Annotated in this window: 23 protein-coding genes and 1 pseudogene; 9 read left to right on the top strand and 15 right to left on the bottom strand. The window is 40.8% G+C overall.

From position 1 onward, the window contains the following. Positions 1 to 101 precede the first annotated feature (101 nt). Positions 102 to 2,042, top strand: a complete 1,941-nt coding sequence (locus SJY38_RS10030; RefSeq protein ID WP_377109679.1) for a putative bifunctional diguanylate cyclase/phosphodiesterase — start codon at positions 102 to 104, stop codon at positions 2,040 to 2,042. A gap of 4 nt (positions 2,043 to 2,046) precedes the next feature. Beyond that, positions 2,047 to 3,348 carry an MFS transporter gene (locus SJY38_RS10035; protein ID WP_096739964.1) on the top strand — a complete coding sequence of 434 codons (1,302 nt, stop codon included), beginning with the start codon at positions 2,047 to 2,049 and terminating at the stop codon, positions 3,346 to 3,348. Positions 3,349 to 3,476: 128 nt separating this feature from the next. On the opposite strand, the gene SJY38_RS10040 is transcribed toward SJY38_RS10035, so the two are convergent. Both SJY38_RS10040 and SJY38_RS10045 read right to left on the bottom strand, forming a co-directional pair. Next, positions 3,477 to 3,929, bottom strand: coding sequence for a hypothetical protein (locus tag SJY38_RS10040; protein WP_273605694.1), 453 nt, complete (start codon positions 3,927 to 3,929; stop codon positions 3,477 to 3,479). A gap of 11 nt (positions 3,930 to 3,940) precedes the next feature. Further along, positions 3,941 to 4,216 (bottom strand): EF-hand domain-containing protein, encoded by a 276-nt coding sequence (locus tag SJY38_RS10045; RefSeq protein ID WP_004587403.1) that lies wholly within the window; start codon positions 4,214 to 4,216, stop codon positions 3,941 to 3,943. A 254-nt stretch (positions 4,217 to 4,470) separates the two neighbouring features. Between SJY38_RS10045 and SJY38_RS10050 the strand changes: the two genes are divergently transcribed. Further along, positions 4,471 to 5,325 (top strand): PA4780 family RIO1-like protein kinase, encoded by an 855-nt coding sequence (locus SJY38_RS10050; protein WP_024034251.1) that lies wholly within the window; start codon positions 4,471 to 4,473, stop codon positions 5,323 to 5,325. Positions 5,326 to 5,343: 18 nt separating this feature from the next. Here the strand turns inward: SJY38_RS10050 and SJY38_RS10055 are convergent, their stop codons facing one another. The 4 genes from SJY38_RS10055 to SJY38_RS10070 form a co-directional block, all read right to left on the bottom strand. Further along, a complete protein-coding gene (locus SJY38_RS10055; RefSeq protein ID WP_121637146.1) occupies positions 5,344 to 6,018 on the bottom strand; it encodes a response regulator in 675 nt (224 codons plus the stop codon). 9 nt (positions 6,019 to 6,027) lie between these two features. Further along, on the bottom strand, positions 6,028 to 7,482 hold the full coding sequence (locus SJY38_RS10060; RefSeq protein WP_248443043.1) for an ATP-binding protein: 1,455 nt from the start codon (positions 7,480 to 7,482) through the stop codon (positions 6,028 to 6,030). A gap of 262 nt (positions 7,483 to 7,744) precedes the next feature. Then, a complete protein-coding gene (locus SJY38_RS10065; protein WP_377109680.1) occupies positions 7,745 to 9,673 on the bottom strand; it encodes a prolyl oligopeptidase family serine peptidase in 1,929 nt (642 codons plus the stop codon). A gap of 70 nt (positions 9,674 to 9,743) precedes the next feature. Continuing rightward, positions 9,744 to 10,352 carry a flavin reductase family protein gene (locus SJY38_RS10070; RefSeq protein ID WP_289106556.1) on the bottom strand — a complete coding sequence of 203 codons (609 nt, stop codon included), beginning with the start codon at positions 10,350 to 10,352 and terminating at the stop codon, positions 9,744 to 9,746. 84 nt (positions 10,353 to 10,436) lie between these two features. Here SJY38_RS10070 and SJY38_RS10075 point away from each other — a divergent pair, with 84 nt between their 5' ends. From SJY38_RS10075 to SJY38_RS10085, 3 genes are all read left to right on the top strand, one after another. Further along, positions 10,437 to 11,939, top strand: coding sequence for a deoxyribodipyrimidine photo-lyase/cryptochrome family protein (locus tag SJY38_RS10075; RefSeq protein ID WP_377109681.1), 1,503 nt, complete (start codon positions 10,437 to 10,439; stop codon positions 11,937 to 11,939). A gap of 1 nt (position 11,940) precedes the next feature. Next, positions 11,941 to 12,078 carry a DUF2256 domain-containing protein gene (locus tag SJY38_RS10080; RefSeq protein ID WP_126006276.1) on the top strand — a complete coding sequence of 46 codons (138 nt, stop codon included), beginning with the start codon at positions 11,941 to 11,943 and terminating at the stop codon, positions 12,076 to 12,078. A 147-nt stretch (positions 12,079 to 12,225) separates the two neighbouring features. Next, entirely contained in the window at positions 12,226 to 12,663 is a 438-nt protein-coding gene (locus SJY38_RS10085; RefSeq protein ID WP_024034256.1) for an OsmC family protein, read from the top strand. Between the two features lie 58 nt (positions 12,664 to 12,721). On the opposite strand, the gene SJY38_RS10090 is transcribed toward SJY38_RS10085, so the two are convergent. Next, positions 12,722 to 12,910: a 2TM domain-containing protein gene (locus tag SJY38_RS10090; RefSeq protein ID WP_024034257.1), complete on the bottom strand. Its 189-nt coding sequence runs from the start codon at positions 12,908 to 12,910 to the stop codon at positions 12,722 to 12,724. 238 nt (positions 12,911 to 13,148) lie between these two features. On the opposite strand from SJY38_RS10090, the gene SJY38_RS10095 reads away from it, so the two are divergent. Further along, positions 13,149 to 13,934: a putative porin gene (locus SJY38_RS10095; RefSeq protein WP_377109682.1), complete on the top strand. Its 786-nt coding sequence runs from the start codon at positions 13,149 to 13,151 to the stop codon at positions 13,932 to 13,934. A gap of 74 nt (positions 13,935 to 14,008) precedes the next feature. Here the strand turns inward: SJY38_RS10095 and SJY38_RS10100 are convergent, their stop codons facing one another. After that, the gene (locus SJY38_RS10100) at positions 14,009 to 15,496 is read right to left on the bottom strand and encodes a dipeptidase (protein WP_377109683.1); all 1,488 of its coding nucleotides are present in this window, start codon (positions 15,494 to 15,496) and stop codon (positions 14,009 to 14,011) included. A gap of 215 nt (positions 15,497 to 15,711) precedes the next feature. Here SJY38_RS10100 and SJY38_RS10105 point away from each other — a divergent pair, with 215 nt between their 5' ends. Continuing rightward, positions 15,712 to 15,885 (top strand): DUF2986 domain-containing protein, encoded by a 174-nt coding sequence (locus SJY38_RS10105; RefSeq protein ID WP_004587415.1) that lies wholly within the window; start codon positions 15,712 to 15,714, stop codon positions 15,883 to 15,885. A gap of 42 nt (positions 15,886 to 15,927) precedes the next feature. On the opposite strand, the gene SJY38_RS10110 is transcribed toward SJY38_RS10105, so the two are convergent. From SJY38_RS10110 to SJY38_RS10120, 3 genes and pseudogenes are all read right to left on the bottom strand, one after another. After that, entirely contained in the window at positions 15,928 to 18,054 is a 2,127-nt protein-coding gene (locus SJY38_RS10110; protein ID WP_377109684.1) for a TonB-dependent receptor plug domain-containing protein, read from the bottom strand. A gap of 98 nt (positions 18,055 to 18,152) precedes the next feature. After that, entirely contained in the window at positions 18,153 to 18,635 is a 483-nt protein-coding gene (locus tag SJY38_RS10115; protein ID WP_232510987.1) for a methyl-accepting chemotaxis protein, read from the bottom strand. Between the two features lie 48 nt (positions 18,636 to 18,683). Further along, positions 18,684 to 19,454 (bottom strand): annotated as a pseudogene (locus SJY38_RS10120) (PAS domain-containing protein); the annotation flags it as partial. A gap of 370 nt (positions 19,455 to 19,824) precedes the next feature. On the opposite strand from SJY38_RS10120, the gene SJY38_RS10125 reads away from it, so the two are divergent. After that, the gene (locus SJY38_RS10125; protein ID WP_004587418.1) at positions 19,825 to 21,027 is read left to right on the top strand and encodes an MFS transporter; all 1,203 of its coding nucleotides are present in this window, start codon (positions 19,825 to 19,827) and stop codon (positions 21,025 to 21,027) included. A gap of 69 nt (positions 21,028 to 21,096) precedes the next feature. Here the strand turns inward: SJY38_RS10125 and SJY38_RS10130 are convergent, their stop codons facing one another. From SJY38_RS10130 to SJY38_RS10145, 4 genes are all read right to left on the bottom strand, one after another. Further along, positions 21,097 to 22,146 carry an NAD(P)-dependent alcohol dehydrogenase gene (locus tag SJY38_RS10130; protein ID WP_273605684.1) on the bottom strand — a complete coding sequence of 350 codons (1,050 nt, stop codon included), beginning with the start codon at positions 22,144 to 22,146 and terminating at the stop codon, positions 21,097 to 21,099. A gap of 203 nt (positions 22,147 to 22,349) precedes the next feature. Further along, the gene (locus tag SJY38_RS10135; RefSeq protein ID WP_377109685.1) at positions 22,350 to 23,063 is read right to left on the bottom strand and encodes a DUF1499 domain-containing protein; all 714 of its coding nucleotides are present in this window, start codon (positions 23,061 to 23,063) and stop codon (positions 22,350 to 22,352) included. Positions 23,064 to 23,319: 256 nt separating this feature from the next. After that, positions 23,320 to 24,660 (bottom strand): DUF1501 domain-containing protein, encoded by a 1,341-nt coding sequence (locus tag SJY38_RS10140; RefSeq protein ID WP_126006262.1) that lies wholly within the window; start codon positions 24,658 to 24,660, stop codon positions 23,320 to 23,322. Positions 24,661 to 24,669: 9 nt separating this feature from the next. Then, the gene (locus SJY38_RS10145) at positions 24,670 to 26,577 is read right to left on the bottom strand and encodes a DUF1800 family protein (protein ID WP_096739978.1); all 1,908 of its coding nucleotides are present in this window, start codon (positions 26,575 to 26,577) and stop codon (positions 24,670 to 24,672) included. Positions 26,578 to 26,622 lie beyond the last annotated feature (45 nt).

Genomic DNA, 26,622 nt, shown 5'->3' on the forward strand with positions numbered 1-26,622 from the left:
TTAAAATCTGCATTTTCCCTGTCATTAAACTATATTTATTATTGTGTTTTTATAAAATGTAACCTGCTTTACCCGCATTACTTTTCATAAGGCTTTAATGAGTGCAATATAAAAATTTAAATAGTGATGAACGCAGAGAAGCCGTAAAACTTTTATATTCTAATGCTTTATCTGGCATTGGTGTTTCGGCGTTAGTTAGCTTTGTACTTGTATTTGCATTTGACCTAACGGATGAGAGAACAAATCAAGAAAAAATAATTTGGCTTTTTTTTATGCTGGTTGTTTTAGCAGCAAGGCTAATGGATGTTATTTACTTTAACTACACCAAAGAAGTTAACCAGCCTTTTAATGCAAATAGCTTTTTAAAACGCTTTTCGGTGGGGTGTATAGCGACCGCGATTTCGTGGTCATGTTACGCACTGTGGTTTCATAAAAGCTCATCCACCGTTGAAATTACCACCACAATAGCTATTTTGTCGGCATTTGCTGGAGGCTCAGCCAATTTGCTCTCGGGTAGTCGCTTTACCTCAGTGTGTTACAGCATTATTTTATTAATGCCTTACTCTATAGTACTAACCTTATCTGATGACTATTACCACTATGTATTAGGCTTTTTGGGCATTACTTTTTCGGCAATTATGGTCGCCTCTTCTTATAAGTCGGCCACATTTACCCAAACAGCCATAAAATTACGAAATCAAAACCGCGAACTACTTAACGAAATGGAAAGCAAAGTAGAAACACGCACAGAAGAAATTTACCGTTTATCAAACACTGACCCACTAACAAGTTTATTAAACCGTACCGCTTTTTTAAAAGTGGCAAATAAACAGCTGGCAGATCACCCCGAGGAAAAACTCGCTTTACTGTTTGTAGACCTAGATGGCTTTAAGCAAATTAATGACTCTATGGGTCATAAAGTTGGCGACCAAGTACTTAAAGAAATAGCCGAGCGACTCACTAACGTTTGCACCCGCCACTTATACAAATGCCGCTGGGGCGGAGATGAATTTTTAATTTTAACAACCTATGAGGATGAACAAGACTTATTTGATTTTGCCAAAAAGGTTATTAAAAGCATTCGTGCCGAGCATGAACGATATAAATACCAAAGCTGGGTATCTGCCACTATTGGCATAGCGTTATTTCCTGAGCATGAGGGTGATTTAAGCGCGTTAATTCGTTCAGCAGATTTAGCCATGTACCATCAAAAACGTATTGCCAAAGACTGCGTAAATATTTACAACAATGACTTAAAGCGCCAACAAGAACGCGAACAATTGCTCAGTAAACGCTTAGCAAGTGCAATAAAAGACAACGGCTTGCGGTTAGTGTTTCAGCCTATTGTGGATAGCCAAACAGCGAAGGTGACCTCGTTTGAGTCACTTTTACGCTGGCAATTAAATGACGAAGCGATATTTCCTGATGAATTTATTGCCATTGCCGAGCAATACAACCTCATAACCGAACTTGGCTTATGGGTTATTGAGCAAGCGTGTGTGCAAGCTTGCACGTTTAAAAACGTACAACCCCCTATTGCTGTGAGCGTTAATGTATCTGTAATACAACTTCAAGACCCTGATTTTGTTACTAAGGTTGTAAATATCGTTGAACAATACGGCGTAAAGCCAGAAAACCTGCACCTTGAAATCACTGAATCTGTGTTTGCTGAGGATAAGCTCACCTTTTTAGCAGCAGTAAAAGAGCTGCAAAAACAAGGATTTTGTATTTCTATTGACGACTTTGGTACTGGGTACTCATCCTTGTCGAGCATGTTAGATATTGGTGTAGACATAGTAAAAATAGATAAAAGTTTCATTCAAAACATGGATAAGCGAGGCTTAAGTATAATTCATGCGATTGTGCAAATGGCCTCAACACTAGATTTTATAGTAGTCGCTGAAGGTGTAGAAACTCTAGAGCAAGCCAACATGCTAAAAGAAATTGGTGTGTCTCACCTACAAGGTTATTACTTTTCTAAACCTATGGAACAACACTTTGTAGATTCGTACCTCAAAGAGCAAAACAAATTGTGTAGCTAGCAGTATGAAAAAACTCACTAAAGAGCAAGTCTATAAACGCCTTAACAACGATGAAGACGCACGCGCCTGTAAAGACATAAACGAAGATGACTGCAAAGAAGTGGCCGGTAACTTTATTCTTTTATTAACAAGCCAGCTTTTTAGTAAGTTTGCCGATGCCCTCCTCAACCCTAAAGTCACTCTGCCTTGGTTAATGCAAAGCTTAAACGTGCCAAGCGCGTTTATAGCGTGGCTGGTGCCTATAAGAGAATCGGGCTCTTTATTACCACAATTAGCGATAGCCAATATTATCCGTAAACTCTCAGTAAGAAAGTGGGTATGGGTTTGCGGTGCATTTGCCCAAGCTGTATGTATTGGCGCCATGGTTGGTGTTTCATTTTTGCTAGAAGGCGCTCAGGCTGGCTATGCAATTTTAGCTCTGCTGGTGCTCTTTAGTCTCGCCCGCGGGTTTAATTCTATTGCCGCTAAAGATGTATTAGGTAAAGTTATTCCTAAAAAAAAGCGGGGCAATATTAGTGGCCTGGCGGCAAGTATTGCTGGCTTTGCAACACTCACTTTTGGTTTAATGATGTGGTTTTTTTCGGGGCAAAAAGAGCAAAATACGGTATTAATTGCGCTGTGTTTAGGCGCCGTTTTGTGGGTTGTTGCTGCACTTTTTTATAGCCGCATAAACGAATACAAAGGCGCGACACAAGGCGGTAAAAATGGCTTTTTAAATGCGCTAAGTAAATTAAAGCTGCTTTATCAAGATAAACAATTTGCACACTTTGTAATTACCCGCGCCTTTTTACTTTGCTCAGCCCTAAGCGCGCCTTTTTATATTATTTTAGCAAGCTCTCAGCAGTTTGAATTTTCATTATTGGCAGTATTTTTAGCCGTGTCTGGCTTAGCAAGTTTAATTTCTGGGCCAATATGGGGAAGACTCAGCGATTTTTCTAGCCAAAAGGTGCTTGTGATCAGTGCGTTGCTTGTCACCATAAACGGCGTGAGCGTGTTTGTAATAGCTACATGGTATAGCCAGCTGTTTGAATATGCTTGGGTAATACCTGGTTTTTATTTTTTGCTTTGCATTGCTCATCAAGGCGTACGGCTCGGGCGTAAAACCTATTTAGTAGATATGGCACAAGGCAATAAACGCACTGATTATGTGTCGGTTAGTAATACTGTAATTGGCATTTTGCTTTTAATGTTAGGGAGTATAGGGCTTTTAGAAGCATTTTTATCAACCGCACAGCTTATTTTGTTGTATAGCCTGCTCGGTTTGTTAGGTGCTATTAGCGCGATTTTTTTGCCTCAAGCGGAGTAATACCAATGCGCAATAATACGTGATCAATTAAGCGAATTGGTATATTAAAAAAGCCCAACAAAATAATTGCCGGGCTTTGGACTTAAGACCTAAGGATAAACAGTCAGCTTTACCTCAAGTTATAACACCTAAGCAGTTACATTTAGCAGTGAATCACCTTCACTTAAACCAAATTTTTCTTGTACCGATGAAAGAATTGATTCTTTATCTTCATCAGATAGCTGGCTTGAATACTCAGTTAATAACTCATCTAAGTAGCTAACCACTTCGTCAGTATCAACAGATTCTAGCGAGTTTTGCGGCGGCGGTGGCGGGCGCTGCCCTTCAGGGCGTCCTGCATAGCCAATACTTTTAGCGTCAAAATCAAGTTCGCTCATTAAATCAGCTAACTCTTTTGTAGGTGAGATCCCCTGCTCTTCAAATGCAGCTTGAATACTTTGCGCATCTTCCGTGCTGAGGTTTTGTGCATCAAATTCTGCAAGTGTTTCTTTAACAAACTCAGTTTGCTCTGAAGTTAAAGCGCTTACTTGGCTAGATTGTTGAGTCATAAAACTCGTTGAGCTACCAATACTGTTGATCATATTTTTCTCCCTTAACGTGCGCGGCGTGGTGGCTTGTGTTCACTTAACTCTTGTTCGCTAATTTCGCCATTCCCATCGGCATCTATTTCGTCAAAAATAGTTTGCGCATCGCCTTGCGGTGGCGCACTTTCGCTAAATTCTGCAAGGCTAATCACACCGTCACCATCTGCATCTATGCTTGAAAAGTCAGGTTTAGGTGGTGGGTTATCACCGCCTCTGGCTGCAACATTGGCTGAAAAAGCCATTGATAATAATGCAGCAACGGCAAAAGTAGAAAAATGCTTCATCGTGGTCACCTTGGGTTAAATATTAATAAAGGGTATGAATATAAAGTACGCTTAAAAAACGCAAACATTGTGCAAACAATAAGGAAATAAAAATAAATCCGATTTTTATCATGTTATTTTTACCTTATTCGGTATTTCGGTTATTGTGATAACTAATTACTTAAAACCACTTTCAACACCTGTTTTGAGAGCTAACATACTAAGGACTTATTAACATACATGTTTAATCTTCCAATTTTTCTAGTTGTATCGCAGTGAAAATACCTAAACGCCTCCAGCCACTCGTTGATGATGGCCTAATTGATGAAGTGATAAGCCGCTTAATGAGCGGTAAAGAAGCGGATGTATTTGTGGTGCGCAGCGGTGGCGAAATTCGCTGTGCTAAAGTCTACAAAGATGCCGTTAAACGCAGCTTTAAAAAGGCAGCTCAGTATCAAGAAGGCCGAAAAGTAAGAGGCGGACGCCAAGCCCGCGCCATGGGTAAACGCTCTAGTTATGGACGGCAACTAGAAGAAGAAATTTGGCAAAATGCAGAAGTAGACGCGCTTTCACGTTTATCACGCGCTGGCGTCAGAGTTCCTGATACTTATTACTGTATTGATGGTGTGTTGTTAATGGAGCTTGTATGTGATGAAGACGGTGATGTTGCTCCACAGTTAGGGCATGTGACCCTTACACAGCAAGACGCTATTGAGCAGTACAGTATGATGGTTCATTATATTAAATTAATGCTGTGCGCTGGTATTATCCACGGTGACTTATCGGAATTTAACGTACTTGTTGATAGTAAAGGGCCTGTAATTATTGACCTTCCACAAGCTGTAAACGCCGCAGCCAATAACAGTGCGCAAGCAATGTTTACGCGCGATGTAAACAACATACGCCGTTATTATGCGCAGTTTGCACCTAGCCTATTAAACACCCATTACGCTAAAGAAATGTGGGCACTGTTTGAAGAGGCTAGCTTAACGCCAAACACTGTGCTCAGCGGAGAATTTGAAGACAGTAACGAATCTGCAGACGTAGATGCGGTACTCGATGAAATACAAGCGGCCGAATACGAAGAGTTCGACCGTTTAGAGCGTATTAAAAACGCTGACGATGAGTAAAACTACGCTCACGTTTAGCTATTGAGGATGAACAAACCGATAGCCCACACCGTAAACCGACTGAATAACGCTGTCGGTTTGCGTTACTTCATCAAGCTTTTTACGTAACTTTTTTATGTGGCTGTCTATAGTACGGTGGCTAACTATACGTTGGTCTGCGTACATGGTGTCCATTAAGCTATCGCGTGAATAGATTCTGTTAGGGTTAGAATACAAGGGCTTAAATAGCTGAAATTCAAAATTAGTTAGTTCTATACTGCTATTTTTATAGTTTACACTGTAAGTACTTTCATCCAGTGTCATGGCATTATTTATCGGTTCTTTTGTGGTATTAACACGCCTTAAAATTGCTTTTACTCGCGCCACCAGCTCAGCATAACTAAACGGTTTACAAATATAGTCATCGGCGCCCAGTTCAAGTCCGAGTAACCGGTCAATCTCCTCCACCTTTGCCGAAACCATAATAATGGGCACATTAGAGAACTTTCTTATCGCTTTGCACAGCTCTATACCGCTTTGCCCTGGCAACATAATATCTAATAAAATAACACTTGGCTTATTACTTTCAAGCCAGCTAAGTACTTCATCACCATGATGAATAAGGTGCGTTTGATAATGATGACTTGTTAAAAAGTCGCTCATTAAATTGGCAAGTTTTATTTCATCTTCAACAATGAGTATTTGCTCACTCATATTTATCCTCTACTGAACTAATAAGGGTAATTTAATAACAATGCCAAGCCCGCCAATACTGGCTTTTTCGGCTGATATTTCGCCATTATGACCTTTAACAATATGCTGACAAATAGACAAACCTAAACCAGAGCCACCCTCTTGGCGATTGCGAGAGCTGTCTACACGGTATAAATATTCAAACAAGTGCGATAAATGCGTTTGCTCAACGCCTATCCCGTTGTCCTCTATTATAAGCTCTAAATAGGCTTGGCCTTTAATATTTACGTTATTGGCACTTAAAGAAATAGTTGAGCACTGGGCGTAATGCACCGCATTCATTAAGATATTATCTAGCAATTGCAGTATACGTGTTTTATCTGCGTTTACTGTGGTGTTGTTAGCACTATTAAGAAGGTAAAAATTAATAGCATGCTGCTCAAAAATAACGTGATACTTTTGCTCTATGGAGTTAAGTAAAAAGCCTACGTCGGTAGGTTGCATGGTGTAATGCATGCCGCCTAGCTCTGCGCTGTTTAGCATGTGTAGGTCGTCAATCAAACGCTTTAAATGCAGCGCTTCATCGTTAGCAGAACTAATATTTTTATTGTTTGGTTCACGTATCCCAAGCAACATAGCTTCGAGCTCACCGAGTAAAATGCTCATGGGCGTTCTTAGTTCATGAGAAATATTAGCTAACCAGCGTTTACGTACTTGCTCATCTTTAGCGAGCGTAAAGGCCAAGGTATTAAAATCTTCACTAAGCTGGCCCAGCTCGTCTTTTCTATCTAATAAAAGTTTGGTGCTGTACTGCCCTTTGGTTAGCTTATGCATACCACTGGCAATTTGCTTTACAGGGCCAACTAAATGCCTTGCCAGTAAAAAAGACAACATTAAGGTAAGTAGCCCTGCGGTTAACGCAATAAGCCATAAATAGTTAGTTTGTTGCTTTAAAAAATCCAGCTCGTACCCATCTGCTAGGCTTTTTCTTTTTGAAACAGCAAGGTAAGCAATTGTTTTACCTTCAAGCTCTATGGGCGTTTTAATGTACTTTAAATCCTCAAATAATTTACCAAAAATACGCTGCTGGTTTTCATCAAGTAGTGCATAGTGCGCGGCATGCTCGGGCGGTGGGCGACGATCTCGTTGCGCCATATGCTGTGGGGGCCTGGGTCTGCGTTCGCCGCGAATTTCTGGGCGCTGTGGCATATCGCGTAAACTAGGTAAAAACTGGCTTGATTGCAATTGCGATTCAACCAATCTTAAAAAGCGCTGATCGTTACCTATAATTTTATCCCACGAGGGAGTTTGCGCGTATTTATTAGCCAGCTGTACCGCTAATGGCTCTAATGCTTTTACTTCTTTGGCGTTTACAAAATCAATAATACCTTGGCCAATACTGTACTGAATAAGCACAACAAGCCCCGCAATAATGCTAAAGGTGAAGCTAAATAATATTAAAAAAAGTTTGTTATGAATTTTCATTTATTTTTTATAAACCTGACTCTAAAAGCATTTGAGCTGTTATTTATTGCGTATTTTTTTACTGCTAAAACGTATTCTTAAAAGCTCTAAGCACTTTTAAGAATAGCCTGTAATACCAATTGTATTAATTGCGTGTTCTATTATAGCGACTTATAAATAGCGCCTTTAATAACAACGTATAACGTTAACAAGTAAAAGTGCAAACAATGTGCATTATATAAAAAATTACGCTCAAAAAAGGCGACCTAAGTCGCCTTTGTTATTAATCGTTTTTTAAATGCTTATCAAAAAAATCGAGAAACGCTTGTAACGTTTTAATTCTATGCGGCTGATAGGACAAGTAATGATCGCCATCTTCTAGCTCAATGTAAGTAACATCTTTATCTTCGTCATCTAGTTCATCTTCCATTTCTCTACTATGGTAAATAGGGACAACACTGTCGTCGCTACCATGCACAAGTAAAACAGGTTTGTTGATTGATTTAGCAAAATTGACCGGCGAATTGGCCTCTAACTTATCGCTATTTGTTCCAAACTGTTTTCGTACTATGTCTTTGTTTGTAAAGTGTCGGGCTTTACTCACAATATGCTCAAGGTCAGTTACCCCTGCAAAACTTGCCGCACATTTAAATGTTTCAGGGTGTTTAATAACAGCCATTAAGGCGGCATATCCACCGTAGCTTGCGCCACCAATACAAATTTTATCTGGTTGAGCAACCCCTTGGTCTATTAACCAGTTAGCTCCATCTTGTAAGTCATCTTGCATGGCTAAACCAAAACCTTGGATCGACTGCATTAAAAAGTCATAACCATAACCGCTTGAGCCACGAAAGTTAGGCTGTAACACGGCATAACCATTATATGCCAGTAGCGCAGTCCAATAGTCAAAGCCTGCATAGTCGCGCGCCATAGGTCCACCATGTGGAAATATAATAGTGGGTAACTTATCGCCTTTCTCATAGCCAACAGGCAGCGTTAAGTAGCCTTCTATAATAAGCCCGTCACGTGCTTTATAGCTAATGTGCTCTTTACCGGCGTATACGCTTTCGTTAATGTGTGGGTAAACGTCTGCAAAAAATGTTAAATCACCTCGCTTTCTGTCACCTAACATGTAGGCGCCTGATGTTTTATCTGAGCTGACATAAAGTACATATTTTTGCTGATCGTCGCTGGTGCTAACAATATCCATTTCAAATGAATCTTTAGGTAATGATGCTCGTAAAGAGCGATGTAGCTTGTCTAAGTCTTCATCCCAATACGCAATACCATCTTCTAAATGCGAATGCGTAAAGCCTGCCACTTCGCCAGTTTTACGGGAGTAAAAAATATCGCCATCGACATCATACTTGTCGTCGCTAAAAATGAGCTCACGTTTGTTAGTTGATAGATTAAGCTTAAATAATGCATCACGCCCTTCATGTAGCGCAGTGATGTATAAAAAGTTAGGGTCTTTATCAAAGCCAAGTATCGAAATGCTTTGCTCACTAAATACTTCGTAGCTAAATAGTGTTTGCCACGACTCATTTTGCTCGTTGTACAGCTCGTAAGTGAATTGTGTTCCATCCATTTTTTTAGCAATACGAACCTTGCCTTGTCTATCAGCAAACCAACTGGTTACATCTGCACGAGCACGTTGTATTTGTTTTTTGCGTAAGGTAGTTAGGTCAAGTTCATACACCGCAGGGGTATTGGCAATTTTAAAGTCGCCCTGCACGAGTATTTTATTTTCTTGCTCCGGTAAAAAGCTAATAATTCGGTCAGAAAACTGAGGCTGCTTTTCATCACGCGTGTTGTTTGCTCTAAACGCCAGTTTTATTCCTTTATCATCACTTAGATTATACGAATACATTAATGTAGACGCATACTTAACCCCTCCAAATTGATATTTAATGTATCGTGCGCCCAATAACAACACATCATTATTTGCCCAACTAAACCAGTCAAAAAATACAGTGTGGTTATCCGATTTAATAATCGGCTTGCCCTTGCCTGTTGTAAGGCTTTGGACCATTAAAACTAAATCGCCATCAAGGTTTCTAACATACGCAATGTTATTTCCATCTGGTGAGAGCTTAACTTGGCTTATGCTTTTTAAGCCTGCAAACGCTTCTATGGGTAGCTTTTTATCAGAGGCTGATAGGCAGCTAAAACTAAGTAGGGCAAATACTAAAGTGAGGTAAAGTTTAGACATTCAATATCCATTTGTTTTATAGGTAACGCTTAATGAGTTAACAGTAAGTGTATAAAGTTAATCTGTTATTTTACAATTGTGGCCGCTTTAGTACAAATTTATCTTTAGTAGAGCTAAAGTAGTCTCCACCCATTTTACCTATGCTGTTTAATCGCGTGGGGTCTATATAGCCATTCACTAACACGTTATCGTCAATATAAATCCCCACCACGTTGAGTAGCATAACTTTGCCGCCACCTGGTTCGTCGCTTATCTGAATAACGTCTCTTAAGGTGCACTCGTATCTTACTTTAGCCGCTGCGGCGCCTGGGGATGTTACGTGTGTACTGGCGATTGTTTCAATATTTGCCGCCTCAAATTCACTCACATTATGTGGATAATTAGCGCAGCTTTGATTCATTTTCTCTACTAGCTCTTCACTAACAATATTAACCACGCAGTTGTTAGTGGCTTGAAGGTTTAAAAGCGTGTCTTTATTGGCTTTGTCGCGTGGGTTTACTTGGGTCACGCTCAGCACTGGCGGGTTACAGCTGGCCACTGTAAAAAAAGAGTACGGGGCAATATTAGCAACCCCCTCCTTACTAAGTGTGCTTACCCAAGCAATAGGCCGTGGGCTAATACCCCCTACTAAATACGAGTAAACATTGTGCTGCGTGTTTTGCGTTAAATCTAAAAACATAATTTTCCTTTATACGTCGTACTGCAAATCGTAAAAGCGCTGTATTGCGTACAGTATTTCATAACTGCAGCCACTTTTTTAAATATGCGCGAAAAAATAAACATAGTGTGGTTTAAACGCGATTTACGCCTTAGCGACCATCAACCACTTAAAAATGCATTTAGTGATGATTTACCCACGTTACTGCTATACAACTTTGAGCCACTAATGCTTGAGGATGCACATTATAATGCGCGCCATTGGCGTTTTGTTTATCAATCAATAGGCGAAATAAATCAGCAGCTAACTCGCTACAAAGCAACGCTGTATATTTTTAACCAAGACATGCTGACACTGTTAAACACGCTTAATCAAACATACCAAATAGCAAACATATTTAGCCATCAAGAAATTGGCTTAAACAATACCTTTGAACGCGATAAAGCCGTGGCTATATGGTGTAAAGCTAACAAAGTTAACTGGCTTGAGTCACAAACGGGCGGCGTTATTCGTGGCAAAAAAAACCGTAAAGATTGGAACGCACGCTGGCAACAAACAATGCAGGCCCCTATTGCTATTCCTAATTGGAAAAACATAAAAACCATTACACTTGATAACTACCAAACACCTAAATTACCCGACAGCTACACGCATAATGATGACAACTTTCAAGTAGGTGGGCCTTTAACTGCGCACACAATATTGCAAAGCTTTTTTGCTGAGCGCGGTAAGGGATATCAAAAAGGCATATCTAGCCCCAGCTTAAGCCGTATTCATTGCTCTAGGCTTTCGCCTTATTTAGCGTGGGGTAATATTAGCCTTAAACAGGTGTACCAAATGGCTATTGATACATACCATGCAAAACACCCAAGCAAAAAAGGCTGGAAGCGCCCGCTCGCTGCATTTGTATCGCGTTTGCATTGGCACTGCCATTTTATGCAAAAATTTGAAAGTGAGAGTACGATGGAGTTTAAAGCGCTCAATGTGGGGTATCATCAGTTCCCATATAGAAACGATGACAACGTACAACATGATATTGAGCGCTGGGCACAAGGCCAAACGGGTATACCCATTATTGATGCCTGTATGCGCTGTTTAAAAACCACGGGCTATATTAATTTTAGAATGCGCGCTATGTTGGTTAGCTTTGTAACGCATCATTTAAATATAAGCTGGCAGCAGGCAAGCTTACCTTTGGCAAATTACTTTTTAGACTTTGAACCTGGCATTCATTACCCACAAATACAAATGCAGGCCTCAGTTACGGGCATTAACACCATTAGGCATTACAACCCAATTAAGCAATCTGAAGATCAAGACCCAACCGGCGCCTTTATTAAAAAATGGTGCCCCGAACTTGAAAAGCTGCCGATAGAATATTTACACGAGCCTTGGCAACAAACACCAATGGAAGCGCTGTTTAACGACTTTAAACTTGGTGAAGACTACCCCGAGCCAATGCTTGATTTAACTCAAGCCTCTAAACAAGCGCGCGAACGTTTATGGCAATATCGCGAGCGCGCCGATGTTAAACGTGCAATTCCTAACATATTAAAAAAGCATGTAGGGCTTACTCGCACACAAAAAAACACCGCAAAAAGTAATTAAAATGCCACATAAAAAAAGCCACTTACCACAAAAAATGTGCCCTGTTTGCAACAAGCCTTTTGCCTGGCGTAAAAAGTGGCAGCGCGATTGGGATAACGTTATTTACTGCTCAGAGCGTTGTAAACGTAATAAAAAGTAAAAGGTATTAATCCTTTATGCTATACGTGAGCTGGCGTCTATTTTGCAACGGTATGAATAACTCGGCTTTTAAGGCTGTATTTAGGTGTTTTATGTAAATAGCACTTACTCAGCCTGAAAAGCTTACATGCAACGCAAGGAGAAGATGATGACGATTAAAAAAACGGCAAACTCAACCTGGTCAGGCGATATTAAAACAGGTAAAGGCAGTATTTCTACACAAAGCGGCGCACTTGATAAACAACCATTTGGTTTTAATACTCGCTTTGAAGACGAGCCAGGCTCTAACCCAGAAGAATTAGTGGGAGCTGCGCACAGTGCCTGCTTTAGTATGGCGCTTTCGCTTGCACTTGGCGATGCCGGTTTTAAAGCCGATAAAATTGATACTAAAGCCACCGTAAGCCTTGATGAGGTTGATGACGGCTTTGCAGTCACCCATATAGCGCTTGAAGTAAAAGCACGTATTAATGATATTGCTAACGAGCAATTTCAGGCATTGTGTGAGCAAACTAAAAAAAGCTGCCCTATTTCAAAGCTACTTAATACAGAAATCTCCCTAAACGCAACGCTCGACTCAACCGCATAAAACGTAATTTTTAAACCTTACGGTTTTACGCGTTAAGCCAGGTAACCTGTTACTTGGCTTAACACTCATCCCTAACCCTTTTTGAGTTATTTGAGTTTAATAACTCATTTAGCAGTGCTATACCCATCCCTAAAGCAGGCCAAACTACCCATAAATTATTTGGCGATGTAATTAAGTTTATCGCGGTCAAAAATACCAAAGCCACAAAGTAACGTTTTAAATTATCAAAAAATGCTGGTGTATTCATGTTTGCTCTCCTCTTAAAATGTAAGGTTATTATTGCCTTAATTTTTAAGCTTTGGAGGTGTTATTTGTCATTAGTTAATATGACATTAGTCATAAATTTATAGCAGCCCCTTCAAGCGCATCTCTACAAATACTTATACAAACATACAGTTACTTACAATTATTTAAATGTATTTTAAAGAGAGTTTAATATAATACCTTTTCTAGATACACCTATTTAATTATAAGAAAGGATACTTATGCGCTGCTTAATACCACTCTCTTTGCTTGCACTTAGCTGTACAGCATCAGTAAACGCTGAACAATCAGCATCAAAGCAATGGTTTAATACAATTAACTACGCAAAAATTGATTCTCGCTATTACAGCGACAATGTGTACGGATTATCTACGCATTATTACTTTGAAGAGCAACAAAGCTCGGGAGTATGGGATGATTATGGCTACCTAGATACAGATAGTAATATAGGCTTAAATTACTTTAATTCTGATGGTTATAGTGGAAAAGGGATTTTTGGAGAAGGCTTTTACGGTAATGCTTTTGCAACCATAGAGCTGCCTAATATTGGCGATACTGATACCTATTCACTTGGCATAGGTTACTTATTTGCTGATTCGTTAAAAGTATCTGCACGTATGGTAGATTACGAATATGGCGATACAGTTTATTTATTTAAAGCCCAATATAATCACCAAATTAATGACACCGACTACATTGGTTTTACTGTTGAGACGGATGATGAAATAGAGTCGTGGGACTTATCATCACGTTACTTTGCTCACCTTTACGATGAACGCTACTTTACTATAAATGCTGACTATCTCGATGCTGGTGATGATTCAATTTTTAATGTGTTGGCAAATTATTACTTTAATAAGCATGTTGCAGTTGGCGTTGGTTTATACGACTCAGATTTAGTTGTTGAAGGTAAATACTTTATTAACGATAACTACTATTTTAGCGCTAATTACACCGATAACGATGACTACGATATATACAATCTCAGTTTTGTAGCCCAGTTTTAGTAAATACAAAAAAGCCGCCTTGCTGGATTCACTTCAGCTAAACAAGGCGGCTTTTATATTAAAACAGCTATAGCTTACATATTACCTAGCTCTATCATCATTGCGGTATACATACGTAAATTAAGCGCTAATTGCTCAAGCGTAATAAATTCATGCTCTGAGTGGCCGGTATAACGTTTGCCTGGCATTGAAGGGCCAAACGATACTGCATTATCAAATAGCTTTGCGTTAGTGCCGCCACCTATTGATACAAAGTCAGCTTGTTCGTCACCTGTAAAATGTTTAAAAATATCGAGCAGCCTTTGTGCGTGCGGTGCGTTATCTAACAGCATAGGTGTACCAATAATGGTCTCGACATTAGTAAGCGTTACGTTATTTGCAGTTTCCCATTCCTTAATCGCGCTGTTTATTTGTGCTTTAAGTAAGTTTTCATCTTTACCAACTGGGCGGCGCGCGTTAATGGCTAACGTTAGAGCGTTACCATCGCGTTCAATTACGGTTGGGGCTACGCTCATTGGGCCCATGAATTCATGCTCGTAGGCAATATTACCAAATTGCTTACCATGAATATCTAAGCCAATTAATTGATTTACAAATTTTATAAGCTGCCCATCGCTATTATTTTCAAGTGCGACGTCTTTAAATAGCTCGCTCAGGTGTGCAATAGCATTAACGCCCGACTCTGGCTCTGATGAGTGCGCAGACACCCCTTTTACAGTTATTTTTAAGCCTTCACCTTGCTCTTCAAAGTTAAACTCAACTTCACTAAGTGTTTTAGCTTTAGCTTTTAATGAGTTAATAACTGCAGCGCTTGCGTTATGCAGCACTAAGCTTGCATCTTCTGGTATTTGGCTTTTAAACGCGCCGCCCGCTAAATCACTCACATACATACCGGTTTGTTTTGAGGTAGCATTAAAAGTAGGAGCAATTAAGCTCCAGCCTTTCTCGGCTACTACAACTGGGTATGATGCATCAATGGTTACGGCGTATTTTGGCTGCTCGTAGGTTTTCATAAATTCTGTAAGCGGGCCCCAGTCAGATTCCTCAGCTAGGTAAATCATCAGCTCTATGCGGTTATCAAGCTCTATGCCTTTATCTTTAATCGCTTTCATGGCGTATAGTGCGGTGGCTATTGCGCCTTTATCGTCTTCGGTACCGCGCCCGACTAATTTGCCAGGCTCTGAGGTATCAATAATAAATGGGCTTTGTTTCCACTTACTAGCATTGGCCGGTTGTACGTCACCGTGGGTTACAACGGTAACCTTTTCGTTTTGATCTCCCATGCCTATAAGCACGGTGTAGCCTAAGTCTTGATAATCAAACCCAAGCTCTGCAGCTTTCATTTTTAATACTGATTTAAAATTAATAAAGTCAGGATTTTGTGGCGCGGGTATCGACTCTTTATTTACCGTAGGAAAAGCCACTAAATTAGTTAACGTGTGAATTTGTGATTGTTGATAAGTATCCACAGCGTAATCGGCAACACTATCAATATTTGTATGTAATTGTGCATGTGCGCTAAAAGCAAATAAAGCACTGCAAAGCAAAGCTAACTTTTTCAAAACGTATCCTTTTGTATGAATCATTACTACCAATGCGCAATAATAAATCGCTTAAATAATTAAATTGGTATTAAAGCTAAATTATACCGCCAAGCAATAGTATTAAATAGCGCTTTGCGGCAGGGTTACAACAATCGCGCTTTAAATTTAGATAGCGGCTTACATTGCATTGGTTGTATAATGCGCGACCTTAATTAATCAGAGTATTAGTACTAATGAACCGCCGCAAAAAAATTGTCACCAAATTTCAGAAAAAAGATAAACGTGCTAATGCTAAATTGCATAAAAGTAATAAACCGGCGTATGTATCAAAAGCAGAGCGTGAAAAACTAGCTTTAGAGGCGCAGCAAACAACCAACGCAGAGCAAGTTACGCCAACATCAGATTAAACTAAAGCGCCAAGCAACCTATTCTCAGCGCTTTATATGGGTTTAAAATGCGTAACTGGCACTTATATTAAATGAGCGCCCTTGCCCAGCTAATTGAGTAAACCCCGTGCTGCTACCTTGCTTAAGCGCTGCAATACTTACCCCGCCTAGGGGTAATTGATAAAACGTATCAAATAAGTTTACCACCTCAATACCCAGCGTAAGCGCATCAAAAGAAGCTTTAGAGCTTATATTAACTAAGCTGTAACTAACGGTTTGGTTTTCTAAGCGGTTAACATCAACGCGTGATTTTGTATCCACCCATTGCCACAACAGTGCATTTTCAAATATCCCTATTTGCTGGCTTAATGAGAGCGCTGTATGTAACGGCTTAATTTGATAAAGCGGTTGGTTAGTGTCGCGGCGCTTACCACGAGTGCTCGTTATGTTTGCTTTTAATTGCCATTCGCCAAACTGTGTTGATTGATAAAGTGCCTTACTTATATCAAGCTTTGCGCCATATAATGTGGCGTCAACATTACTAAACTGCAAAATATTACGTGATGTGTTTGCTAACCCATAACTATTAAAACTACGTACAATATCTGCATCAATGTAGTCGTTTACATCGGTGTACCACACATTAGCACTTACCCGCCACGCATCATTTTTTGCTGTTTTTGAATACGTTGCACTGATGGTATGAGCGGTTTCGGCTTTGAGGTTTGGGTTACCAATATAACCATTAGCGTCGCCGTACCAGCCAATCATAGTGCTTGCCATATTACTTACACCCCAGCTGTAGCGCTCATATAAATTAGGGGCTCGGTTTTTACGGGCAAGGCCTAATTGCAGCTCGTCATAAAGTGTAATTTGATAATTAGCTAATACATTTACATCAACTAAGGTGTCGGTTTTATCTCTATCAGCATTGTTGAAGTTATTGGCAGCTAGCGCATTATTGGCAGTTGTCATTGCGCTCATACTGCCCATATTCATCATACTCATGCCATCGTTATAGGCTTGTACTTCATCAACCTGTGTATTAACACGCTCAATCCTTATACCCGTATTTAACCAGAGCTTGTTATTGATTTGGCTTTCATATTCTGCCAATAAGGCAATACGCTCACGCTTACCGTTATTAATATTTATATAATCATTTGGCCCCATCATGGTTGAGCCTTCAATCGCCGGCCACCAATCATCAATGCGGTAATTATAATATTCTTGTCCAAGTAGTAATGAGCTATTTTGATCAAGTGTAAGGCGCCATTTAAGCTGTGTGCTTATGTCTTTTGCATCTGTTTTCATGGGCATCATGCCGGTTTTTTCTTTACTAAAAAAACCCATTTTGTGTTTAACGCTGTGCCAATTAACTTGCCCTTCTAGCTCACTGTTTTCAAAACTGCGCTTATATTGGGCAATAGCGCCATAACTGGTGTTATCAGTCATATCCATGTACTGATTAGCAAAACCCTGATACGGTATTTTTTGATGCGTAAGCTTTATCAAAAATTGCTGTTTATCGTCACGTATCGCGCCAGTAAGGCTGTGGTTTTGAGCCCGATATAATGTATCAAGTACCACATTACCCTTTCCATCTTTGTAGCTGTTGGCATCACTAAACGACCCTTGGTAATTAAGGCTCACAGTATCGCTTGCTAAACGTGCTCCAAAACCTAGTTTTTGGCCATTATCCACATTGCTGTTCTTAGCCGAGACATAGCCTGAATGCCATGCTAGCTCACTATCTTCGCTGTATTGTGGTGAAATTGAGTTAACGCGTATTACACCTGCAATGTTATCGCCACCAGCACTCACTGGCGAGACACCAGCAACTACATTGTAAGCCGTTACTTGATTAGCTGATACGTAAGAAAGAGGCGGGTTCATCTGATTAGCGCACGCTGCAGTAACCTCTGCGCCATCAATCAGTACTTTTACTCTATCGCCCATTAAACCGTTTAAAATAGGTAAGTTAGACACGCCGCCCGCAGCCGAAAAATCAACACCTAAATGACTAAGCATTGCCTCTGACGAACCAAGCGATAAGTGCTTATTGTGTACCTGCCCATGCACTTCAATAATTTCTAAAGTGTTATCATCTGCAAATACTGCAGGAGAAAAAAGGCCAGTTAATAAAAGTGCTAAAGGAGAGAATAAATAAGTGTGTTGAATATGAGCCATTTATAATTTATGCCACTGTTATATATGGCATAAATTATATAATGTAGTTACAAGTTTAGAGCGCGACAAAATGTCGCACTTTGAGAACTTACTGCCACTTAACTCGCGTTAAGCTTAGACACTGTAGCAGAAACAGCATCTGCGCCGCGTTCTATTTCTTGAATTACTTCTGAGACTTTCGCTATTAACTCTCGGCCTTGCTCTGACGAATCAGAGACGGAGGTGATTTGCTTTGAAATATCGTTAGTCAGCTCTTGGTTGTTTTTAACTACGGTTGCAATTTCGTTGGTTGAACTGCTGGTGCTTGCTGCAAGCTGCCTAACTTCATCGGCCACCACGGCAAAGCCTCGCCCGTACTCGCCCGCTCGGGCGGCTTCAATGGCTGCATTTAACGCCAATAAATTAGTTTGATCGGCAATACTGCTTATGGTCGACACAATAGAGCCGATAACTGCTGACTGCTCATTCAGGTTTTTAATTAAATCAACCGATTTAAGTACTTGGCTTACAATTGCATCTGAGTTTGCAATTGCATCGTGTAATATATCTGAGCCCCTTTTAGCCGTTTGCGCACTCGACACCGCCGATTCATACGCAATTTGTGCGGCCTCACTAACGGCTTCGTTGTCTTTTATGCGATCGGTAATATTAGAGGCAAACTTCACTATTTTTGTCACTTTGCCTTTATTATCTAAAATTGGGTTGTAAGTTGCCTCTAGCCATATTTGCGAGCCATCAGAGGTTATGCGTTTAAACTTACCCGACTTAAACTGCCCATCGCTTAACTCTTCCCAAAACCGAGGGTTATTTTGATAAAAAGAGTCAGTACAAAACATTTTGTGATGTTTGCCAACAATTTCTGCAAGTGAATAACCCACCGTAGATAAAAAGTTTTGATTTGCTTTAATTATGGTGCCATCGGGGTGAAATTCTATTGTAGCCAGCGCCTTATCAAGCGCTTCGGTGAGCGCTTCTTGAGATTTTCGCTGTACATAATTTTTTGTAATATCCGACGCTATTTTAATAACCTTAGTAACCACCCCGTTTACTTCAACAGGAAAATAAGTAGCCTCTAGCCATAGCTTTTCGCCATTAGCGTTAAATCGCATAAAGGTACCGCTTGTTGAGTTTGCCCCTTGCAGCGCTTGCCAAAATTGGCTGTACTCACTCGACTTAGCGTAGTCTGAATCGCAAAACATCCGGTGGTGCTTGCCTATTACCTCTTCTCTTTTGTAGCCTACGGTATCTAAAAAAAGATCATTAGCGTCTAAAATTTTTCCCTCGGGTGTAAATTCAATATACGCTACATGGTTATAAATAGCGGATAGTACTGATTTACTTTCATTGAGTTGACGTTCCAATTCTTCAACTTTGGCGTTATCTTTTCGTAGACCAAACATGTGTTAAACCTTTAGGGAATAATAATAGGATGACAATAACAAACAAATATAAAAATAATATGTAAGCTAGCAATAAATGTAACAATTTTGTAAATATAGGTGTTTTTTAGTTTTTCTGCTAGCAATTAAACACTTGCTAGTGAGCTGCTTTGTAAAAACTTTTTATAAATTAATTTAATAAGTAGCACTTTTTGCCTGTTAACAAAAGTAAAACAAGCCAAAAATACTATTTTTTATACATGACGCAGTACACTTTTTAACTTAAAATAGCCATCTCACTGACACACTCCACACCTAATATATGTTTACTCTCCACGCAGTTAATGTGTGGCTATTCACTATTTTTAAAATCAAAGTTAAAGGATCTTCTATGAGTGCAGATGTTGCGTCGGCATCTAATCAGTTAAATAAAGCTGCTATTTTATTAGTGTTAGCACTAGGTACGTTTATTTTAGGATTATCAGAATTTTCAATGATGCCTATGCTGCCGCTGATCAGTGAAACGTTTGGCTCAACCCCTTCGCAAAGTGGCTATGCAATTAGCGCCTATGCTATTGGTGTTGTGGTAGGCGCGCCGGTATTAATGCTTACAACGGCCAATATGCGAAAACGCAAAGCTTTGCTGATTTTTTTAAGCCTAATGTGTATTTCTAATGGTTTGAGTGCATTAGCAACCTCATTAGAGCAGCTCGTTATTTTTCGCTTTTTAAGTGGCTTACCTCACGGCGCTTACTTTGGTGCCGCTATTTTGCTTGCCTCCGATATTGCCCCTTCGGGTAAACGCGCGAGCTTTATGTCAAAAGTATTTATGGGCTTAACCATTGCGACCATCGTTGGCGTGCCTATTGTTACCTTGGTGGGGCAAAACCTAAGCTGGCGTTATTGCTTAGGTGGCGCTGCGGTTTTAGCGTTTATTGCGTTTATATTTGTATACAAAGTAGTGCCAAATATTGATAACGCTAAGCCATCTAACTTACTTAATGAGTTTGGCGTACTTAAAAATAAACTGGTGTGGTCTATTTTAGGTATTGTTATTATTGGCTTTGGCGGCGTGTTTTGTATTTATACATACATTGCCGATACAATTTTAGATGTAACTAAAACAGCCCCTTACACTATTTCTATCGCTATGGTGATGTTTGGTATTGGTTGTACGTTAGGTAATTACATATTAGGCAAAGCGGCCGATAAATCTGCCATTAAAACCACAGGCCTTGCACTGGTGTGCACCATCGTATTTGCAATTGCCTACGTTAGCGCAAGTTACAATATTTGGATGCTGTATGCGGTTATATTTTTTATTGGTTGCAGTGTGGGTTTGGCAACGCTTATTCAATCTTTATTAATGGATGTAGCCCCAGAGGGCCATGCAATGATTGGTGCATTAGTACAATGCGCATTTAACACCGCAAATGCTATCGGCCCTTGGGTTGGCGGGGCTGTTATTGCACAAGGTGCAGCGCCTAACCAAACAGGTTATGTCGCAGCGGCGTTGTTTTTAGGCGGCTTAGTAATGTGGTTTTTAAGCTACTTGCAACTTAATAAACAACAACCCGCAGCACAAACGTGTTAAGCATATAAAAAGAGCGGCTAATACAATTAGCCGCTCTTTTACTTTAACAAGGGGATTTAATCACCCACCTTACTGGGCCTCTAACGACGCCATATCAATAACAAAACGATAGCGTACGTCTGATTTTTCCATTCGCTCATACGCGGTGTTTATTTGGTCAATATTAATCATTTCGCACTCTGGCAATACGTTATTTTTGCCACAAAAATCTAGCATCTGTTGGGTTTCTTCTATCCCACCAATCAGTGAGCCTGCGATGCGCCGACGACCCATTAAAAGAGGCACAGTGTTTAGCTCTTCTACGGGGCCAACTTGCCCAACAATAACTAGCGTCCCATCTATGTCTAATAAGGGTGTGTAAATAGACAAATCGTGCTTAACAGGTACGGTGTCAATAATAATATCAAAAGCCGACTGCGACGCTTTCATTGCACCTTCGTCAGTCGACACTAAATAATGCTGCGCGCCAAGTTTTACTGCGTCATCTTTTTTAGACTCACTTCGCCCAACCACTGTTACACTCGCGCCCATGGCTACGGCATTTTTAACAGCCATGTGACCTAAGCCACCAAGCCCTACAACGGCAACACGGCTGCCTTTTGTAACGCCCCACTTATGTAATGGAGAGTAAGTAGTGATACCTGCACATAATAAAGGGGCAACGCGCGAAAGCTCTAGACTTTCAGGGACTGATAGTACAAATTCTTCACGAACAACAATATGTTTAGAATAGCCACCTTGGGTCATCTCGCCGGTTACTCTGTCTTTACCTGCGTATGTGCCTACCATGCCTTCTTGGCAAAATTGCTCTTCGCCGTTATCACACTGTTTGCAGCTTTGGCATGAATCAACCATGCAGCCTACCGCTACCGTGTCACCTTTTTCATAGTTTTTAACAGCGCTACCAATGGCTTTTACTTTACCTACAATTTCGTGCCCAGGGACTAATGGGTAACGGCTTCCGCCCCAGTCATTGCGCACTGCATGTAAATCAGAGTGGCATACGCCACAATATAAAATTTCAATTTCTACATCGTTATCGCGTAAATCGCGGCGCTCAAAAGTATATTCACCTAGTTGCGCACCTTCGCTTTTTGCTGCATATCCTACTGTTTTCATAACAACTCCATAGTCTGTAAAAATTTAAGTCGTCTACCTTTTCGCTTATTTAAGTGCTTTATTTTAAAACTAATCCCATGAGGGCTAGCTCTAAAAATAAAACCGGTATGCACTTTGATGTGGTTTACACTAACGCCGGCGCTGTGAATGCACCCTGACCAAAAAAGCCCAACAAGGTTGGGCTTTTTTAACTTAAATGTTGGTTACTTATCCAGTAACGTATTTATCTCATCAATGAGTGAATGTATACGTTCAGCATTTTTTCCTAAATCGCTTCGCCCCACGCGTGACTTACTGCGTATATCTACAAAGCGCTGGCTGCCTTCATCATTGATACGCACAACTACATCGTCTTTAAAACCAAACCATGTGGTGGTATCCGTTGCTTCTACAATGCCCGTAGCCGCATTAACATTAACAAGCTCAAACCCTAAATTTTTAACCGCTTGCTCGGTAGCAGCCAATAAGTCTGTTTTTGATTGTGCATAATTTAGTGTTTTTAGCTCAGGGTAAGCTTTGCGTTGCTGCGTGGCTGTTTCTTCTCCTGCGTATTCAGCTGGGTTTTTAGCATCCGCTCGCAGCGGTACAATTGCCACAAATTTTGGCGGGTTTATTAAATCGGTCGAAATATCATGGATCGCGGGTACGCTTTTAGCCTTGCTCATCATGCTCAGTGGCATTGCAATCGCGATGGCTGCAAACCCCAACGCCATTAAAGTGCTGCCCATGCTAAGCGTTTTACGCATAAAAATAACCTGTATAACAAGCAGCACTAATGCAGCGCCACCCACATACACACCAAATCTAAACCCTGCAAACGCAGTACTTAGTTCAACAACCCCATACTTATATAAAGGCCCTGGCAGTAAAACGAGTAAAAAAGCGATTAAACTTACTAAGCTCACTAAAATTTTCATTATTATGATTCCTTTATCATGTGTGATCTTTAATTTTAAGTATTTGAAACCAGTACATTATACTGCCAAGCACTGGGTTTAGATTACAATTAACAGCTCGCGCCCCTGTATAGTGATACTTAAGTGCTTTAAATAATAAGCTTTGTTCAAAAACCTTAAAATAAGCTAATTAAAACAACTAAATAACGAATTTTTATTATCAAGCAGCGGCGCTTTAACCTTAAACTAACGAACCTAGGCTGGCGTGTCAGTATCATTACACAAAAAAGTCTAAGGTCGCGCTGTTAAAGTTACTTAAATTTGGAAAAATATCAACCAGCTCCGAAACAGGCACGCCAAACCACTGCGCTAACGTTGCAAAGTATTGCTCGTTAGCCACTTGCGGAATTAACCGCCCGCCACCGGTATCGTATTCGCCCTCTAATTGCTGAGTAAGTAACTGGCCATAAATAGAACGTCCTTTTACCGCGCCGCCCATTACTATTTGATTACCCGCCCAGCCATGGTCGGTGCCATCGCCGTTTGAGGTGAGCGTGCGGCCAAAGTCCGACATAGTAAACGTGGTGACTTTATCATTCATGTTTAGCTCTTTCATGGCACTGTTAAACTCGCTGAGCCCTTGAGCTAGCGTATTTAATAACGCAGGGTGCGCAGTAAGCTGATCATCGTGGGTGTCAAATCCCCCCATAGAGACAAAAAATACTTGGCGCTGTGTACTTAACGACGACTGCACACTAATAGCTTTGGCCACCGCGGCTAATTGCTCACTCAAGCTAGTATCGCTAAAGGTGGTAGTAAGCGCTGGGGCTTGTTCAAGCGCACTGTTCATCGTTTGCGTGTTGGTAATTGCGCTATTTAAGCCATTCGCATATTCACGCCCTAGTACATGGCTTGCATTGCCTAGCAAGCGGTTCATTATGTTAGTAACGTGCTCAGTGCGGGGCTGATAACCTCCAAAGGCGTTAATTGTGCTTATGCCACTTTTGTTAAGCGCAAAGGCACTGGTATTTGTGCCTGTTTGCCATAAATTAGTGCCATCGAGAGAGATATTTGCCGCAAACTGATCCTCTACAGCTAATCGCTCTAGCATACGTGCGCCCCACCCACTGTTTAAAGAGGCTTTTTCTCGGCCGTACATCCATGATGCTTGCTGATCGTTATGCGAAAATAAATGCTTAGGTAAAGGCACCGCGTTATTTTTGTAATCTGTTAATGTGGTGGGGGTAAGTAAAGTGCCTACGCCACCAACAAAGGCTAAATCATCCGACTCAAACACGCTCTGTAAAGGCGCAAGTGAGGGATGAATACCCACGCCACCTGCAAACTGCTGAGAAACACTTAACGCTAGCGGATTGTCTACTGCGAGGTTTTGCCGGCTTTGCTCGTATAAACTACGCTGCTCTCCCTCAAGGGGTAGCAACATATTCAGTGAGTCGTTTCCGCCGTATAAAAATACACACACTAGGGCTTTATAATCACCGAGTTCAATTGCATTAGTTGCCCCCGTTAACGCTTGTAGCTGCAAGCTAGTTAAAGCAGCTGCCGATACCCCGCCTTTTAAACATAATGACAAAAAGTCTCTTCTATTTAAGCTCATTATGCGCTCCTAATACTGCACGTTAAATTCAGGTGAAATAGCAATCATGTATAACAAGTACGAAACCCTCACGCGGTACTGATCCTCGTCAAAATAGGCATCTAAATCAAGCAAAGCTTGTGTAGTGTCAGCGCTCATATTGCCGGCAAAATACAGAGTATTGTATTGCTCTATCAGTGCGCTAATGCCATTTTGCGCCAAGTAATCCATATCGCTTTGAACATAAACATAAATTCCTGCAGGGTTTAACTCGGTATGCGCTTCGGCTGTACTCCAAACCAAACTTGCAAATAAGGCATTCATTGTGCCTATTAAAGTCGCATCGTTGGCTATTTGTAATTCAGGTGCTACCAAACCTTGCGTGCGTAACGCCGCACTTTGGTAATCGGGTCTAAAAAAGTTAAATACAGAGCCCGACTGCATGGGGCCTTGCCCATAGCTATCTACTAAGTTCCACGTTTTATAATAACCTTGCTGCGACTTCGCATTAAGGTTTCGCCAAAACTGCACAGTTTTTAAAAGTGGTTCTTTAATTTTACCTTGATAGCTAAGTACACTGCCAAAATGGCGTGCTTCGTCATCTAAATAAATAGCTTTAACAACTGCGGCTAAATCGCCTCGCACACCACTTCCATTATCGTTAAATACACGGGCAACGCGCTCTACATATTGCGCAGTAGGGTTTGAGGTAATTAACCGCTGAATAAGCTGCTTAGAAATAAACGGTGCTACGTTGTCGTGATTAAATAAATTATCGAGGGCTATTTTTAGCGACTCCTCTGGGCCATAACCAGGCGGTATAACCTCATTATTTAATAGTACTTTTTCTTTATCAGAATGGTATTCGCTGTAAGCTTGCATAGGGTTTATATAATCGCGGCTTTTGCGTTTAAAGGTTTCGCTGCCGGCAAGTGTCCAGCCTGTAAATACACGCGCAAACCCCTGTATTTGAGCCTGTCCGTAAGTTGCTATGCTATTACCGTTTGCATCTAGCTTAGCGGTGCCATCAAGGTTTAACTCATCTAGGCCAATGGTAAATAATTGCATAACCTCACGGGCGTAATTTTCATCTGGGCGAATATTAAGTGCTTCATCAGCTTTTTCGTTCCCTAAATGGCTTAGGTACGTGCCCATAATTGGCGAAAGCGTTACCTCTTCGAGTAACTCTCTAAAATTGCCAAACGCATGTTTGAGCAATAAATCGTAGTAAGTGATCATGCCCTCTGGTTGTGCTCGCAAATCGCTATTTTCATCCGATACGACCAATATTTCACTCAGTGCAAATGCAACGCGTTGGCGTAGTTGATCGTCACTTTGTAGCACCGCTTTCCACCATGCATCTATTCGGCTTATATATTTAAAGTCTTCGTCATCTTCAAGTTTTACCAAGTAGTTTCGATGGTAGCTAACTGGCAGTGCTATTTGGTTATCAAGCCATTGTTGCTCACTTAAACCTTGAGCACTGTTTATTTCAGCAAGCGTTGGCCCCATGCTAGCTTGGTGTAATAACCTAGCGGCGCTGTGTATGTCCATGCTGTTTTTGGCTACAAATGTAACGGTTTGAGTGTTTGTTGCCCCTTCATTATCGGTGGCTGTTACGCTAAATGAATACGTTATAGGCTCATAACTTTGCGCAGCGGGTATAGTAAGGCGGGTACTTAACGCATCTAATGGTTCATTCAATAACGTGGTGCCCGCAGTTTGTTGCCAAACCACACTGCTTATTGTGCCGTCTTCATCGCTTGCTGTTGCAATTAGCTCAATGGTTTGGCCTTTAGTTAATTCGCTGGGTATGTCGGCAACCGACAAGGTAGGAATTTTATTTGAATTGACGGTGGGCGTGTCATCGCCGCCTGAGCCACCACAGGCGCTTAGCAATAAAGCACAACTTGCTAATAAAACTGATTTGTAATGCATGTTAAATCGTCATCGTAAATTAAAGAAGGTACGCGTGTATGTACC

It is taken from the genome of Pseudoalteromonas sp. R86517 (genome assembly GCF_042466295.1).
GTDB classification, from domain to species: domain Bacteria; phylum Pseudomonadota; class Gammaproteobacteria; order Enterobacterales; family Alteromonadaceae; genus Pseudoalteromonas; species Pseudoalteromonas atlantica.

What these genes read in the sequence shown, in the direction of transcription:
- SJY38_RS10035 (WP_096739964.1), top strand. Translation starts at nt 2,047, where the DNA reads ATGAAAAAACTCACTAAAGAGCAAGTCTATAAACGCCTTAACAACGAT.
- SJY38_RS10040 (WP_273605694.1), bottom strand. Translation starts at nt 3,929, where the DNA reads ATGATCAACAGTATTGGTAGCTCAACGAGTTTTATGACTCAACAATCT.
- SJY38_RS10045 (WP_004587403.1), bottom strand. Translation starts at nt 4,216, where the DNA reads ATGAAGCATTTTTCTACTTTTGCCGTTGCTGCATTATTATCAATGGCT.
- SJY38_RS10055 (WP_121637146.1), bottom strand. Translation starts at nt 6,018, where the DNA reads ATGAGTGAGCAAATACTCATTGTTGAAGATGAAATAAAACTTGCCAAT.
- SJY38_RS10060 (WP_248443043.1), bottom strand. Translation starts at nt 7,482, where the DNA reads ATGAAAATTCATAACAAACTTTTTTTAATATTATTTAGCTTCACCTTT.
- SJY38_RS10065 (WP_377109680.1), bottom strand. Translation starts at nt 9,673, where the DNA reads ATGTCTAAACTTTACCTCACTTTAGTATTTGCCCTACTTAGTTTTAGC.
- SJY38_RS10070 (WP_289106556.1), bottom strand. Translation starts at nt 10,352, where the DNA reads ATGTTTTTAGATTTAACGCAAAACACGCAGCACAATGTTTACTCGTAT.
- SJY38_RS10075 (WP_377109681.1), top strand. Translation starts at nt 10,437, where the DNA reads ATGCGCGAAAAAATAAACATAGTGTGGTTTAAACGCGATTTACGCCTT.
- SJY38_RS10080 (WP_126006276.1), top strand. Translation starts at nt 11,941, where the DNA reads ATGCCACATAAAAAAAGCCACTTACCACAAAAAATGTGCCCTGTTTGC.
- SJY38_RS10085 (WP_024034256.1), top strand. Translation starts at nt 12,226, where the DNA reads ATGACGATTAAAAAAACGGCAAACTCAACCTGGTCAGGCGATATTAAA.
- SJY38_RS10090 (WP_024034257.1), bottom strand. Translation starts at nt 12,910, where the DNA reads ATGAATACACCAGCATTTTTTGATAATTTAAAACGTTACTTTGTGGCT.
- SJY38_RS10095 (WP_377109682.1), top strand. Translation starts at nt 13,149, where the DNA reads ATGCGCTGCTTAATACCACTCTCTTTGCTTGCACTTAGCTGTACAGCA.
- SJY38_RS10105 (WP_004587415.1), top strand. Translation starts at nt 15,712, where the DNA reads ATGAACCGCCGCAAAAAAATTGTCACCAAATTTCAGAAAAAAGATAAA.
- SJY38_RS10110 (WP_377109684.1), bottom strand. Translation starts at nt 18,054, where the DNA reads ATGGCTCATATTCAACACACTTATTTATTCTCTCCTTTAGCACTTTTA.
- SJY38_RS10125 (WP_004587418.1), top strand. Translation starts at nt 19,825, where the DNA reads ATGAGTGCAGATGTTGCGTCGGCATCTAATCAGTTAAATAAAGCTGCT.
- SJY38_RS10130 (WP_273605684.1), bottom strand. Translation starts at nt 22,146, where the DNA reads ATGAAAACAGTAGGATATGCAGCAAAAAGCGAAGGTGCGCAACTAGGT.
- SJY38_RS10135 (WP_377109685.1), bottom strand. Translation starts at nt 23,063, where the DNA reads ATGAAAATTTTAGTGAGCTTAGTAAGTTTAATCGCTTTTTTACTCGTT.
- SJY38_RS10140 (WP_126006262.1), bottom strand. Translation starts at nt 24,660, where the DNA reads ATGAGCTTAAATAGAAGAGACTTTTTGTCATTATGTTTAAAAGGCGGG.
- SJY38_RS10145 (WP_096739978.1), bottom strand. Translation starts at nt 26,577, where the DNA reads ATGCATTACAAATCAGTTTTATTAGCAAGTTGTGCTTTATTGCTAAGC.